Raw genomic sequence first — 13583 nt, 5'->3', positions numbered from 1 at the left:
TTGGGCGAGGTGAATCAGCCGTTGTCCATGAGGGCGCGGGCGCGCCGGAAGATGGCCTCGAACATCTCGGGCGTCAGGCGGCCCGTGTTCGTGTTGAGCCGGGAGCAGTGATAGCTGTTCAGCAGGGTGTAGCCGCCGATCTCGGCCTCCATGCCGTGGCCTGACGCCATGGCCGAGCCGGGCAGGCCCATGGCCTTCAGCACGCTGCGGCGCGAGACGTCGCCCAGGGTGACGATGACCTTCAGCCGGGGCAGGGCGTCCAGCCGTGCCTTCAGGAAGGGCCGGCACGTCGCCTCCTCGATCGGCAGGGGCTTGTTCTGGGGCGGGGCGCAGCGGACGGCGTTGGTGATCATGCAGTCAACCAGCGTCAGGCCGTCGTCCGGCCGGGCGTCATAGGTGCCGGTGGCGAATCCCGTCTTGATCAGCGTCTCGTACAGGATCCAGCCCGCGCCATCGCCCGTGAAGGGCCGCCCGGTCCGGTTGGCGCCCGTCCGGCCGGGGGCCAGACCCGCCACCAGCAGCCGGGCGTCGGGGTCGCCGAACGAGGGGGCAGGGCCGTTCCACCAGTCGGGGTTCTGACGCCGGTTCTCCTCGCGATAGGCGACCAGCCGGGGGCAGAGGGGGCAATCGCGGGGCGGCTCGGGATCCGTGCGCTGTGTCATGCCTGAAAACCCTTCCGGTGCATCGCCAAGAACGCTTCGCCCGCGATCGCCGCCGTGTCATAACCGGCGCGGATCGGGCGGAATGGCCGGCGAAAGCTGTCCAGCATCGTCCTGAGATCGAGATCGGCGTTCAGCGCCCTGGCCGCCGAATACAGATTGCCTCCGTCGACGAAGACGACGCGGCGGTCGGTCGGATAGGACGTCATGGCACTCGCTCCGGATACATCGGCCGCAGACATCCAGGCGGACCTCGTCAACATCGAGGGGCCCGCGGGTCTGGACGAGGCCGTCATCGTCGCGCTGGGCTGCAATGACAAGGGGGTCTGGGCCGACTGCGCCGAGGCGCTGGAGGCGGCCCTGGCCCGGTTCCGCTCCGAGGGCATCGATGTGGTCGCCCGGTCGTCGTGGTGGCGCTCGCAGGCCTGGCCCGATCCGAACGATCCGCCCTTCCTGAACGGCGTGGTGATGGTCCGCACCGCGCACGACCCCCACGCCCTGATGGCGGCACTGGGCCGGATCGAGGAGGCGTTCGGGCGGCTTCGCACGGTACCGAACGCGCCCCGGACGCTGGATCTGGACCTGATCGCCTACGGGCGCGAGCAGGGCGACTGCGAGGGTCTGATCCTGCCGCACCCGCGCGCCGCGGACCGGAAATTCGTCATGGGCCCGCTGGCGGAGATCGCGCCGGACTGGGTGCATCCGGTGGGGGGAAAGACAGCCGACGAACTGCTAAGTGTAGCGTCCGTTGCCGCTGACGCGCTTCCACTCAGATGAGGCCGTGGAAGCTGAGGTCGCAACTGCTTTGGCATAACCTTGTTGAGGCAAGGTGGGTTTTACTGATTGGAGCCGCCATCGCCAGCGTGATCGCGATCAGTCTCATTGCCAGCATGTCTCAAGGCCCGAACTACGACATCTTCGGCAATCGGCATTCCTACGACCCCGCTGCAGTCTGCAGAACCTATGGCGAAGGGGGAACGGTCTGCGCTCCGGCCTCACCAGAGGTGCAGAAATATCGAGAGGCTCAGAAAGAGCGGCGCGAGACATAGCGAGGCTGATCGCCGCAAAACCGCCCCTGTGGCGTTGCACAAACGCCTCCCCATCTGTATGCAACGCGGTTCTCCCCCCGCCCGAGGTAATTCATGGCTCGCGTCACTGTCGAAGATTGCATCCAACGGGTGCCGAACCGGTTCGGCCTCGTCCTGCTGGCCGGGAACCGCGCCCGCGCGATCGCCAATGGCGCGCCGCTGACCCTGGATCGCGACAACGACAAGAACCCGGTCGTCGCCCTGCGCGAGATCGCCGACGAGACCGTGGTCCCCGCCGAACTGCTGGAGACCGTCGTGGTCGCCCTGCAGCGCGTCGACGAGCGCACGGAAGCCGAGGACGAGGCGGAAATCGTCGGTCTGCTGGCCGAGCCGCAGCACATGAACATGGCCGAGGCCGAACTGATCCGCGCCCTGCAGAGCGACCGGGACGGCGGGCAGGAGGAGCGGTACTGACGGCCCAACCCGCCAACGGTATCACGATCCTCCCGGCGCGGTCCGGTCCGACCCCGCCGCCGACTACCATTGCCAATGACGTCGTATCGCCGCCCGTGGAAACACCGGCGGCGAAACGCATTCCGGTCCTGCGCCAGTTCGAGCTGATCGAGGCGGTCAAGGCCTATGACCCCACCGCCGACGAGGCCCTGCTGAACCGGGCCTATGTCTATGCGATGAAGATGCATGGCTCGCAGCTGCGGGCCTCGGGCGATCCCTATTTCGCGCATCCGATCCAGGTCGCGGGCATCCTGACCGACTACCGGCTGGATACCGCCACCATCGTCACCGCCCTGCTGCACGACGTGGTCGAGGACACCTCCGCCACCCGCGACGACATCGCCCGCATGTTCGGCGAGGAGGTCGCGGTCCTCGTCGAGGGCGTGACCAAGCTGAGCCGGCTGGAGCTGCAGGCCGAGCACACCCGCCAGGCCGAGAACCTGCGCAAGTTCATCCTCGCCATCTCCAGGGACGTCCGCGTCCTGCTGGTCAAGCTGGCCGACCGTCTGCACAACATGCGGACGCTGAAATACGTCAAGCCCGAGAAGCGCGAGCGGATCTCCAGAGAGACGCTGGAGGTCTATGCGCCGCTGGGCCGGTCGATCGGCATCCATTCGATCGCCTCCGAGCTCGAGGAACTGGCGTTCGAACACCTGAACCCCACGGCCCGGACCGCCATCGAGCGGCGGCTGGAGGCGCTGAAGCTGGAGCACGGCGGGGCCACCGAGACGGTCGCCGCCGAATTCCAGCGGGTCCTCAGCGAGGCGGGCATCAAGGCGCGGGTCTATGGCCGCCAGAAGACGCCCTATTCGATCTGGCGCAAGCTGCAGCGGAAGTCCGTCGGCTTCTCGTCGCTGTCCGACATCTACGGCTTCCGCGTCCTGGTCGAGGCCGAGGACGAATGCTACCGCGCCCTGGGCGTCATCCACCGCGCCTGGCCGATGGTGCCCGAGCGGTTCAAGGACTTCATCTCGACGCCCAAGTCGAACAATTACCGCTCGCTGCACACCACGGTGGTCGGCCCGGCCGGTCTGCGCATCGAGATGCAGATCCGCACCGAGGCCATGGATCGGGTGGCCGAGGACGGCGTGGCCGCGCACTGGGCCTACAAGAACAAGTCCTACGGCTTCGACCAGGCGGCCATGGAGGCCGAGGGCGGCCGCGACCCGCTGCAGAACCTGCGTCACCTGGTCCAGGTGATCGAGCACGGGGAGGGGGGCGAGGACTGGGTCGAGCACGCCAAGCTGGAGATGTACCTGGATCAGGTGTTCGTCTTCACGCCCAAGGGCACGCTGATCACCCTGCCGCGCGGCGGCATGGCCCTGGACTTCGCCTATTCGGTCCACACCGAGGTCGGCGACACGGCTGTGGGCGTCAAGATCAACGGCGAGCTGAAGCCGATGCGCACCGCGCTGCAGAACGGCGACGTGGTCGAGATCATCCGCGGCAAGAAGCGCGAGGCCCCGGCCGACTGGCGCAGCCTGACCGTCACCGGCCGGGCCCGGTCCGCCATCCGTCGCCACATCCGCTCATCGGAACGCGACGAGTTCTACAAGCTGGGCAAGACGACGCTGGAGCAGGCCCTGATCCGGGTCGGCAAGTCGCTGGCCGACGTGTCGCTGAAATCGGTGGTCGAGACCCTGGCCACCGGCACGCAGGAAGACCTGTTCGACGCCATCGGCCGTGGCCGCCTGCCGGCCAACAAGGTGGTCGAGATGCTGTTCCCGGCGCTGAAGGGCACGCTGAACACCGGCCAGGAACGCCGCAAGATCGCCGACGACAAGGCGCGCATGTTCGTGCGCGGCGGCGGCCTGACACCGGGCGTCAGCATTCACTTCGGCCCCTGCTGCACCCCGGTGCCCGGCGACCGCATCGTCGGCATCCTGGAGCCGGAAAAGGGCCTGACCGTCCACGTCATCGATTGCCAGAAACTGGCGGATTATGCCGACGACGACAGCGTCTGGCAGGACCTGCAGTGGACGCCCCAGGCCGAACAGGGCGCGGTCGGCACCGCCCGCCTGCGGGCCACGATCAAGAATGCGCCCGGCGTCCTGGGCCAGGTCGCCACCGTCATCGGCGAGGCCGGCGGCAACATCCTGAACCTGAAGATGGCCCACCGGCAGTCCGACTTCTTCGACGTCGACCTCGACGTCGAGGTCGCCGACGCCAAACACGCCACCAGCATCATGGCCGCGCTGCGGGCGAACCCCAGCGTGGATACGGTCGAGCGGTCGCGGGGGTAGGGCCTACTTCTTGCCCGGCTGGGTGAAGGGCGAGGTCCCCACCGACACGGCGGGCTTGGGCTTCTCGGCCTTGGGCTTGCGGGCTTCCTTGTTCGACTTCACTTGACCCTTGGCCATCGCCGGTACTCCACACAGGCACCGCCGGAGCGGCGATGCGATGGCTCCACCCTAGACCTTTCCACAGCGCGCGTCCCACAGGCTGTTGACGAGAACAAAAAGCCAACATAGAACAATACCGGAACACGCAATCTGGGGATAAGCCGATGACACGGGTGGTTCGGGAAACTCTGTCGCTTGCATCGTGCGGCGGCTTTGTCTGGATGGTCTGGCAGGTCGCCCTGTTGGCGAGATGAGTCGCCTCCGGCCTGACATCGAGGTTCAGGCCATCTCCGATACGCCCGCACAGACCGGTTTCGTCCACCTGAGGGTCCGCTCGGCCTATTCGCTGCTGGAAGGCGCGATCAAGGCGGGCAAGGTCGGGAAGCTGGCTGCGGACGCGGGGATGCCGGCGGTCGGGGTCGCGGACCGGGTCAATCTGTTCGGGGCGCTGGAGTTCTCTGAGGCCGCCAAGTCGGTGGGGGTCCAGCCCCTGATCGCCTGCGCCCTGCCGGTGACGGGCATCGGCGGCAAGCGCACCGAGCGCTGGGCCAAGGTGCCGACCGTGGTCCTGATCTGCCAGGACGAGCCGGGCTGGCGGAACCTGTGCGCCCTGTCGTCCTCGGCCTACCTCGACGCCGGCGACGAGGAGCCGAACGTGACCTGGGATCAGGTCGTGGCCCATTCGGCCGGTCTGATTCTGCTGTCGGGCGGTCCGGACGGACCGGTCGATCCCCTGTTCGTCCAGAACAAGCCGGCCGAGGGCGCCAGGGCCCTGGCGGCGATGGCCGGGGCGTTCGGCGATCGTTTCTATGTCGAGCTGCAGCGGCATGGCCGGCCGGACGAGGCGGCGGCGGAGCGCGGTCTGGTCGAATGGGCCTATGGCCACGACGTGCCCTTGGTGGCGACCAACGACGTCCACTACGCCCGTCAGAACCAGGCGCGGTCGCACGACGCCCTGCTGTGCATCGCCGACGGGGCCTTCACCGGTCAGGAGGACCGCCGTCGGATCACCGACCAGCATTTCTTCCGGACGGCGGCGGAGATGCGGACCCTGTTCGCCGACCTGCCCGAGGCCTGCGACAGCACCATCGAGATCGCGCGGCGCTGCGCCTTCCTGGTCAAGACCCACCCGCCCATCCTGCCCCGCTTCGACACGGGCGACGGCCGGACCGAGCCCGACGAGCTGATGCACCAGGCCCGCGAGGGGCTGAAGGCGCGGCTGAAGCTGGTCACCCCGTCGGCGCCCGAGGCCGACTACTGGACCCGGCTGGAGTGGGAGGTCGGGATCATCACCCAGATGGGCTTCCCCGGCTATTTCCTGATCGTGTCGGACTTCATCAAATGGGCCAAGTCGCACGGGATCCCCGTGGGGCCGGGCCGGGGGTCCGGGGCCGGGTCGCTGGTGGCCTGGGCCCTGACCATCACCGATCTGGACCCGCTGCGGTTCGGCCTGCTGTTCGAGCGGTTCCTGAACCCCGAGCGGGTCTCCATGCCCGACTTCGACATCGACTTCTGCCAGGAGCGGCGGGAAGAGGTGATCACCTACGTCCAGGAGCGCTACGGCAAGGACCGGGTCGCCCAGATCATCACCTTCGGCACGCTGCAGGCGCGGGCCGTGCTGCGCGACGTCGGCCGGGTGCTGCAGATGCCGCTGGGCCAGGTGGATCGCCTGGCCAAGATGATCCCGAACAACCCGGCCAACCCTACGACCCTGGCCCAGGCGATCGAGATCGAGCCGCGTCTGCGCGAGGCGCGCGACGCGGACCGGGCGGTGGCCACCCTGCTGGAAACGGCGCTGGAGCTGGAGGGGCTGTACCGCAACGCCTCGACCCACGCCGCCGGCATCGTCATCGGCGACCGGCCGCTGGTCGAGCTGACGCCCCTGTATCAGGACCCGCGCTCGGACATCCCGGCCACCCAGTTCAACATGAAATGGGTCGAGCCCGCCGGTCTGGTGAAGTTCGACTTCCTGGGTCTGAAGACCCTGACGGTGCTGGACCGCGCGCACGGATACCTGTCGCGGCGGGGCGCGGCGCAGGACTTCAACCTGCTGCCGCTGGACGACGGCAAGACCTATGAGCTGATGGCCTCGGGCCAGACGGTCGGTGTGTTCCAGCTGGAATCCCAGGGCATGCGCGACACCCTGAGGAAGATGCGCTGCGGCTCCATCGAGGAGATCACCGCCCTCATCTCGCTGTACCGGCCCGGGCCGATGGAGATGATCGACACCTATATCGACCGCAAATTCGGGCGGGCCGAGGTCGACTATCTGCATCCGTCCCTGACCGAGGTCCTGACCGAGACGTACGGCGTCATCATCTACCAGGAACAGGTGATGAAGATCGCCCAGATCCTGGCGGGGTACAGCCTCGGGGAGGCCGATCTTCTTCGCCGCGCGATGGGCAAGAAGAAGAAGGAGGAGATGGATTTCCAGAAGGCGCGCTTCATCAAGGGCGCCTCCGAGAAGTCCGTGCCGGAACAGCAGTCGGACTCCATCTTCGAACTGGTGGCCAAGTTCGCCGGCTACGGCTTCAACAAGTCGCACGCCGCCGCCTATGCGCTGATTTCGTACCAGACCGGCTGGCTGAAGGCGAACCATCCGGTCGAGTTCTTCGCCGCGTCGATGAGCCTGGACCTGTCCAACACCGACAAGCTGGCGGTCTTCTATCAGGACGCGCGCAAGTTCGGCGTGCCGGTGCGCGCGCCCGACGTGAACACCTCGTCCGCCGACTTCGACGTGACCTGGGAGGAGGGGACTGGCGCGGTGCTCTATGCTCTGGGCGCGATCCGCAACGTGGGCCTCGAGGCCATGAAGCACGTCGTCGAGGTGCGCGAGACCGGCGGCCGGTTCGCCGACATCTTCGACTTCCTGGAACGGGTCGATCCGCGGGCCGTCAACAAGCGGGCGCTGGAGGGGCTGGCCAAGGCCGGGGCGTTCGACTCGATCCATCCCAACCGGCGTCAGCTATTCGAACAGGCCGACACCCTGATGGCCTATTGCCAGAGCGTGGCGGCGGACCGGACCTCGTCGCAGGTGTCGCTGTTCGGGGCCGACCAGGCGGGGGCGTCGCGGCCGCGGCTGAAGAGCGTCGAGCCCTGGGTGGGGCCGGAACGGCTGGACCAGGAGCTGTCGGCCGTCGGCTTCTACCTGTCCGGCCACCCGCTGGAGGACATGGAAGGGGCGCTGCGCCGGAAGCGCGTGACCTTCGTCGCCGAGGCCGTGCAGCGCGCGGAACAGGGCCACGACGCCTTCATGATGGCCGGCGTGGTGCGCCGGCGTCAGGAACGGGCCAGCGCCAAGAACGGCGAGAAGTTCGCCTTCGTCACCTTTTCCGATCCGACGGGTGAGTTCGAATGCCTGTTTCCGCCCGAACAGCTGAGGAAATGCCGCGACCTGCTCGAGGTCGGCTCGGCCCTGATGGTCCGGGTCCGCGCCAAGTCGTCGGACGGAGAGGTCCGGTTCTTCGGTGACGACTGCTCGCGGCTGGATGCGCTGGTCGACGACTCGACCGTGGGGCTGCGGGTCCACGTCTCGGCGCGGACGACCGATCCCGCCGCCATCCAGGCCCGGCTGGCGCGCGCCCTGGCGCAGGGCAAGGGCGGGGAGATCACCCTGATCGCCTCGCTGGACGGGCGGCGCGAGGTCGAGATGCGGCTCCCGGGCCGGTACCGGCTGGACGGGGCGCTGCGGGGGGCGCTGAAATCGGCCCCCGGCGTGCTGATGCTGGAAGAAGCCTGATGCGCCCCGGGGCCGCTGTCCGGGCAGCCCTGTCGTCCCTGATCCTGATCTGCGCCCTGTCGGCCGGCGGATGCGCGTCGCTGGGGGCGACCTCTGCCTCGTCTGCTGCAGGCGACAGCCACCGGACCCTCGCCGCCATCCTCGACGAGCCCGGACTGGCCGGCACCCGGTGGGGAATGATGGCGATGACCCTCGACGGTCAGGTGCTGGTCGACATCCGCGCCGACGACCGCTTCAGCCCCGCGTCCAACACCAAGATCTTCACCACGGCGGCCGCCTTCGCCCTGTTGCAGGATCCGGGCGACCCCGATCCGATGGACGGCACCTCGGTCCGGCTCGAGGCCAGAGGGGAGGGCCGGGCCCCCGATGCGGTCCTGATGGGGGCGGGCGACCCGGCGCTGGGTGACGGTCCGGATTGCGTGGCCGACTGTCTTGCGGCGCTGGCCGATGCGACGGCGGCGCGCACGACGCGGGTCGGGGACGTCGTCGGCGACGACCGCCTGTACCCCGACGAGCGACGCGGCCCCGGCTGGGCCTGGGAGGACATGCAGGAGGGGTTCGGCACCGCCGTCTCGGCCCTGACGGTCAACGACAACATCGTGGTCCTGCAGGTGTCCCCGGTCCAGACCGCGGGCGCGCCGGTCCAGGCCGCCTGGCGGGCGGGCGACGATCTTCTGCCTCTGGTGAACACCGCCGTGACGGTCGCGGTGGGAGAGACGGACCTGAGGGTGGAGCGGCGGCCGGGCGAGGATGTCGTGCGTCTGTATGGCCAGATGCCGACGGGGAGCGACGCGGTCGCCCTGCGGGTCGGGCTGGACGATCCGGCGCTGACGGCGGCCCTGCGGTTCAGACGGCTGCTGGAGGCGCGCGGCGTGACGGTCGAAGGCACAGTCCGCGCCCGCCACCGCCCGCTGGAGCTGTCCGATGACCCGACCAGGGGTGACTCCTTGCCGCCCGTGGATCAGCCCGACGGGGTCGAGGTCGCGCGCCTCGCCCGACCGCCGCTGCTGGCCAGCCTGAACCGCACCGCCCGGTTCAGCCAGAACCTGCACGCCGAACTGCTGCTGCGCCGCCTTGGACGTCTGGACGGCACCGGAGCGAGGGCCGAGGGTCTGGCGCAGGTCGAGGCGGTCATGGCGACCGCCGGCCTCGAGCGCGCCGCCTTCGATCTGTACGACGGATCCGGCCTGTCGGCCTACAACCGCATCAGCCCCCGGGCGACGACGACCTTCCTGGTCTGGACCAGCCGACAGCCGTGGGGCGAGGCCTGGCGGGCGACCCTGCCGGTCGCCGGTCAGGCGGGGACGCTGCTCCGGCGCTTCGCCGGGACGCCTCTGGAAGGCCGGGTCTTCGCCAAGACCGGCAGTCTGAACGGGGTCAATGCCCTGGCCGGCTTCCTGACGGCGGCCAGCGGCCGGACGGTGGCCTTCTCGATCTACGCCAACGACCGACCCTCGACGGCCGACCCGGCGCTGGAGGCCATGGATCTGGCGCTCCTGACGCTGGCGGCGGCGCACTGAGGCGGCGCCACAGGGCCGGGACGGTCGGGCAGCGGGGGACCGGAGTCGCCTGACGGACACAGGAACAGGGGAGGCTGGTGGGGGTTAGGCATCCAACCTCTGAAGGAGACCACCCCATGATCCGCACGCTTCTCGTCGGTACCGCCGCCCTCGCCCTGCTGGGGGCCTGCAGCCAGTCCGACGACCCCGCCGACGCCGCCGCCGCCGCCGTCAATGCGACCCAGGACGCCGCCTCGGTCCCGGTCGGCCAGGCCTCGGCCGCGACGCTCGGGGCCAACACCGCCGGGGGCTTCGTCACCGCGCTGGCGACGTCCGACATGTACGAACTGGCCGCCGCCGACATCGCCGAAGCGAAGTCGACCAACGCCGGCGTCAAGGAACTGGCCGGGATGATCAAGACCGATCACACCGCCTCGACCGCCAAATTGAAGACCCTCGCCCCGACCGAGGCCGCCGACACCACCCTGCCGACCGGAATGGACGAGCGCCGTCAGGGCCTGATCGACAATCTGAACGCTGCGGCACCCGCCGACTTCGACCGGGTCTTCCTGACCCAGCAGGTCGCCGCCCACAACGAGGCCCTGACCCTTCTCAACGGCTTCAAGGACCACACCGAGACCCCGGGCCTCGCCGCCCTGGCCACGGAGGTGATCCCCAAGGTGACCATGCACCGCGACCGCGCGCAGACCATGCTCGACGCGATGTAGGTCGGGAAAACAACCCAGGCTGGAGGCGGGGCGGTCTCGCAGGAGGCCGCCCTTCGTCGTTCTGCAGGATGCGCATGACGCCTTGAACATCGCCCGCGTGCGCGCTAACAGTGAACCATATGGTTCAGCAACTGACATCCCGCCTCGACGCCTCGTTCGCCGCCCTGTCGGACTCCACCCGGCGCGGGGTCCTGGCGCGCCTCGGACGGTCGGAGTCTTCGATCACCGAACTGGCCGAGGCCTTCGACATGACGCTCACGGGCATGAAGAAGCATGTCGGCGTGCTGGAAGCGGCGGGTCTGGTCGCGACGGAGAAGGTGGGCCGGGTGCGGACCTGCCGGCTGGGCCGGCACCGTCTGGAGGACGAGGCCGCCTGGATCGAGGGTCACCGTCGGCTCTGGGACGCCCGGTTCGACGCCCTGTCCGAGGTCGTCGAGACGCTGAAACGCAAGGAGCAGGACGATGCATAGCCCCACGACCGTCGAACGGACATCGGATCGCGAACTGACGGTGACGCGAACCCTGGCGGCCCCGGCCCGGATCGTCTTCGAGGCGTGGACGACGCCGGCGCTGATGATGCGCTGGTGGGCCCCCGGATCCTTCGGGATCGTCTTCCTGTCGTGCGACATGGATGTCCGCACCGGCGGGTCGTACCGCTTCGTGTTCGGCCACCCCGCCTCGGAACAGCCGATGGCCTTCTTCGGTCGCTACATCGAGGTCACGCCGCCCTCCCGCCTCGTCTGGACCAACGAGGAGGAGCCGGACGGGGCCGTGACCACCGTGACCTTCGAACCCGTGGACGGCGGGACCCGGATCATCGTCCGCGACCTCTATCCCTCGAAGGACGCGCTCGACGCCGCAATGGCCTCGGGCAGCACGGGGGCCTGGCCCGAACAGTTCGAGGCGCTGGACGACCTGCTCGCCGTCTGAGGGGCGAAGGGGGGAGGGCGGACGGGACGGCGTCCCGACACCCGCCTTGCCTTATCCGCCCAACCCGCCTATATCGCCGCCCACTTCACACGCAGGCGTGGCGTGTTCGGGGAGACATCCCGGACGCTCCGTTCCGAGGGACCACCCGGTCCTTTCACCGCCTGCGGCGGAATAATCGGAAAAAGGACTTCCCATCATGGCTCTGCCAGACTTCTCCATGCGCACCCTGCTCGAAGCGGGCGCCCACTTCGGCCACCAGACGCACCGGTGGAACCCGAAGATGGAACGCTACATCTTCGGCTCGCGCTCCAACATCCACATCATCGACCTGTCGCAGACGATGCCGCTGTTCCACCAGGCTCTGGTGGCCGTGCGCGAAGTCGCTGCGAAAGGTGGACGCGTCCTGTTCGTCGGCACCAAGCGCCAGGCTGCTGAGCCCGTCGCCGAGGCCGCCAAGCGCTGCGCCCAGTACTACATGAACAACCGCTGGCTCGGCGGCACGCTGACCAACTGGAAGACCGTCTCGGGCTCCATCGCGCGTCTGCGCGAGCTGGAAGGCATCCTGGAGCGCGGCGGCGAAGGCCGGGTCAAGAAGGAACTGGTCAACCTCTCGCGCGAGAAGGAAAAGCTGGAACTGTCGCTGGGCGGCATCCGCGACATGGGCTCGATCCCCGACATCATGTTCGTGATCGACACCAACAAGGAAGCGATCGCGATCCTCGAGGCCCGCAAGCTGAACATCCCGATCATCGCGATCCTGGACACCAACTCGGATCCCGACGGCATCACCTATCCGATCCCGGGCAACGATGACGCCGCGCGCGCCATCCAGACCTATTGCGACCTGATCGCCGACGCCGTCCTGGACGGCCTGGCGGCCGGCGCCGCCCACTCGGGCGTCGACCTGGGCGCGATGGAAAACCCCGTCGAGCCGATGCTGGCCGAGGCTTCGGCCCCGGTCGATGCGGACGCCGCGCCTGCCGGAACCGAGGCTGTCGCCGAGGAAATGCTGGCTGCTTCGGGCGAAGAGACCGCCGCCGAAGAGCCTGCCGCCGAGGCCCCGGCTGCCGAAGCCGAGAAGACCGAAGCCTGATCGTTCGGTCCGGCACACCGGACCGTCCGCAAATCTGACATGCGGCCGGGCTAATCCAAGCCCGGCCGCTCACGCATTCAAGACCTCAGGAGACCAGAAATGGCCGAGATCACCGCCGCCCTCGTCATGGAACTGCGCGCCAAATCCGGCGTGGGCATGATGGACTGCAAGAAGGCGCTCCAGGAAACCGACGGCGACATCAACGCCGCGATCGACTGGCTGCGCGCCAAGGGCCTGTCCAAGGCCGCCAAGAAGGCCGACCGCGTCGCCGCCGAGGGCCTGGTGGCCGTCGCTTCGAAGGAAGACGGCAAGGGCGAAGTCGGCGCCGCCATCGAGTTCAACTCGGAGACGGACTTCGTCGCCCGCAATGAGCTGTTCCAGAACGCCGCCAAGGCCTTTGCCGAAAAGGGCCTGGAGCACCACGACGTCGAGGCCCTGCACGGCGCCGAGCTGGAAAACGGCAACACCATCCAGGCCGAGGTCACCAACATGATCGCGACCATCGGCGAGAACATGCAGCTGCGTCGCGCCGCCCGCCTGTCGGTCGATGAAGGCGTCGTCGCCTCCTACGTCCATAACGCCGTGGCTCCGGGCCTCGGCCGCATCGGCGTGCTGGTCGCCCTGCACGGCGGCGGCGACAAGACCGCCCTGCGCGAACTGGGCCGCAAGATCGCCATGCACGTGGCCGCGACCGCTCCGCTGTCGCTGAACACGGACGATCTGGACCCGGCCGCCGTCGAGAAGGAACGTCAGGTCCTGACCGAGAAGGCCAAGGAAGAAGGCCGTCCCGAGAACATGATCGCCAAGATCGTCGAGGGTCAGATCAACAAGTTCCAGAAGGACGTGGTGCTGACCAAGCAGCCGTTCGTCATGAACCCCGACGTGACCATCGAGCAGCTGGTCGCCGACGCGGGCAAGGAACTGGGCGCGCCCGGCCTGCACCTGGCCGGCTTCGTCCGCCTGGCGCTGGGCGAGGGCGTGGAGAAGGTCGAAGGACCGGACTTCGCCTCGGAAGTCGCCTCGATGATGAAGACCGACGCCTGATCCCGACG

General features: G+C 68.5%; 13 protein-coding genes. 10 read left to right on the top strand and 3 right to left on the bottom strand.

All coding sequences use genetic code 11. From position 1 onward, the window contains the following. Positions 1-14: 14 nt before the first annotated feature. Together BRESU_RS12500 and BRESU_RS12495 are read right to left on the bottom strand one after the other, a co-directional pair. A complete protein-coding gene (locus tag BRESU_RS12500) occupies positions 15-662 on the bottom strand; it encodes a uracil-DNA glycosylase (RefSeq protein ID WP_013269921.1) in 648 nt (215 codons plus the stop codon). Continuing rightward, positions 659-868, bottom strand: a complete 210-nt coding sequence (locus BRESU_RS12495; protein ID WP_041761601.1) for a PIN domain-containing protein — start codon at positions 866-868, stop codon at positions 659-661. The genes BRESU_RS12500 and BRESU_RS12495 overlap by 4 nt, the downstream gene beginning before the upstream one ends. Here BRESU_RS12495 and folK point away from each other — a divergent pair. From folK to BRESU_RS12480, 3 genes are all read left to right on the top strand, one after another. After that, a complete protein-coding gene (gene folK / locus BRESU_RS12490; protein ID WP_013269920.1) occupies positions 867-1436 on the top strand; it encodes a 2-amino-4-hydroxy-6-hydroxymethyldihydropteridine diphosphokinase in 570 nt (189 codons plus the stop codon). The genes BRESU_RS12495 and folK overlap by 2 nt on opposite strands. Before the next feature lie 365 nt (positions 1437-1801). Next, positions 1802-2161, top strand: coding sequence for a DNA-directed RNA polymerase subunit omega (rpoZ, locus tag BRESU_RS12485; RefSeq protein WP_013269918.1), 360 nt, complete (start codon positions 1802-1804; stop codon positions 2159-2161). 95 nt (positions 2162-2256) lie between these two features. Then, a complete protein-coding gene (locus BRESU_RS12480; protein ID WP_013269917.1) occupies positions 2257-4443 on the top strand; it encodes a RelA/SpoT family protein in 2187 nt (728 codons plus the stop codon). A 3-nt stretch (positions 4444-4446) separates the two neighbouring features. Here the strand turns inward: BRESU_RS12480 and BRESU_RS17700 are convergent, their stop codons facing one another. After that, positions 4447-4560, bottom strand: a complete 114-nt coding sequence (locus BRESU_RS17700) for a hypothetical protein (RefSeq protein WP_013269916.1) — start codon at positions 4558-4560, stop codon at positions 4447-4449. Positions 4561-4828: 268 nt separating this feature from the next. Here BRESU_RS17700 and dnaE point away from each other — a divergent pair, with 268 nt between their 5' ends. The 7 genes from dnaE (at position 4829) to tsf (ending at position 13575) form a co-directional block, all read left to right on the top strand. Further along, positions 4829-8281 (top strand): DNA polymerase III subunit alpha, encoded by a 3453-nt coding sequence (gene dnaE, locus BRESU_RS12475; protein ID WP_041762580.1) that lies wholly within the window; start codon positions 4829-4831, stop codon positions 8279-8281. Beyond that, positions 8281-9801, top strand: a complete 1521-nt coding sequence (dacB, locus tag BRESU_RS12470) for a D-alanyl-D-alanine carboxypeptidase/D-alanyl-D-alanine endopeptidase (protein ID WP_013269914.1) — start codon at positions 8281-8283, stop codon at positions 9799-9801. Before dnaE ends, dacB begins: the two co-directional genes overlap by 1 nt. A 116-nt stretch (positions 9802-9917) precedes the next feature. Continuing rightward, a complete protein-coding gene (locus BRESU_RS12465) occupies positions 9918-10508 on the top strand; it encodes a DUF4142 domain-containing protein (protein WP_013269913.1) in 591 nt (196 codons plus the stop codon). A gap of 119 nt (positions 10509-10627) precedes the next feature. Then, complete coding sequence (locus tag BRESU_RS12460) at positions 10628-10978, top strand: ArsR/SmtB family transcription factor (RefSeq protein WP_013269912.1); 351 nt, start codon at positions 10628-10630, stop codon at positions 10976-10978. Then, on the top strand, positions 10971-11438 hold the full coding sequence (locus tag BRESU_RS12455) for an SRPBCC family protein (protein WP_013269911.1): 468 nt from the start codon (positions 10971-10973) through the stop codon (positions 11436-11438). The genes BRESU_RS12460 and BRESU_RS12455 overlap by 8 nt, the downstream gene beginning before the upstream one ends. 196 nt (positions 11439-11634) lie before the next feature. Next, positions 11635-12531, top strand: coding sequence for a 30S ribosomal protein S2 (gene rpsB, locus BRESU_RS12450; protein ID WP_013269910.1), 897 nt, complete (start codon positions 11635-11637; stop codon positions 12529-12531). 99 nt (positions 12532-12630) lie between these two features. Further along, positions 12631-13575 (top strand): translation elongation factor Ts, encoded by a 945-nt coding sequence (gene tsf, locus BRESU_RS12445; protein ID WP_013269909.1) that lies wholly within the window; start codon positions 12631-12633, stop codon positions 13573-13575. The last annotated feature ends 8 nt before the right edge of the window (positions 13576-13583 follow it).

It is taken from the genome of Brevundimonas subvibrioides ATCC 15264, assembly GCF_000144605.1.
GTDB lineage: Bacteria > Pseudomonadota > Alphaproteobacteria > Caulobacterales > Caulobacteraceae > Brevundimonas > Brevundimonas subvibrioides.
This window is presented reverse-complemented; position numbering and strand designations above follow the sequence as displayed.

What these genes read in the sequence shown, in the direction of transcription:
- BRESU_RS12455 (WP_013269911.1), top strand. Translation starts at nt 10,971, where the DNA reads ATGCATAGCCCCACGACCGTCGAACGGACATCGGATCGCGAACTGACG.
- rpoZ (WP_013269918.1), top strand. Translation starts at nt 1,802, where the DNA reads ATGGCTCGCGTCACTGTCGAAGATTGCATCCAACGGGTGCCGAACCGG.
- BRESU_RS12465 (WP_013269913.1), top strand. Translation starts at nt 9,918, where the DNA reads ATGATCCGCACGCTTCTCGTCGGTACCGCCGCCCTCGCCCTGCTGGGG.
- dacB (WP_013269914.1), top strand. Translation starts at nt 8,281, where the DNA reads ATGCGCCCCGGGGCCGCTGTCCGGGCAGCCCTGTCGTCCCTGATCCTG.
- folK (WP_013269920.1), top strand. Translation starts at nt 867, where the DNA reads ATGGCACTCGCTCCGGATACATCGGCCGCAGACATCCAGGCGGACCTC.
- BRESU_RS12460 (WP_013269912.1), top strand. Translation starts at nt 10,628, where the DNA reads ATGGTTCAGCAACTGACATCCCGCCTCGACGCCTCGTTCGCCGCCCTG.
- rpsB (WP_013269910.1), top strand. Translation starts at nt 11,635, where the DNA reads ATGGCTCTGCCAGACTTCTCCATGCGCACCCTGCTCGAAGCGGGCGCC.
- BRESU_RS12500 (WP_013269921.1), bottom strand. Translation starts at nt 662, where the DNA reads ATGACACAGCGCACGGATCCCGAGCCGCCCCGCGATTGCCCCCTCTGC.
- BRESU_RS12495 (WP_041761601.1), bottom strand. Translation starts at nt 868, where the DNA reads ATGACGTCCTATCCGACCGACCGCCGCGTCGTCTTCGTCGACGGAGGC.
- tsf (WP_013269909.1), top strand. Translation starts at nt 12,631, where the DNA reads ATGGCCGAGATCACCGCCGCCCTCGTCATGGAACTGCGCGCCAAATCC.
- BRESU_RS17700 (WP_013269916.1), bottom strand. Translation starts at nt 4,560, where the DNA reads ATGGCCAAGGGTCAAGTGAAGTCGAACAAGGAAGCCCGCAAGCCCAAG.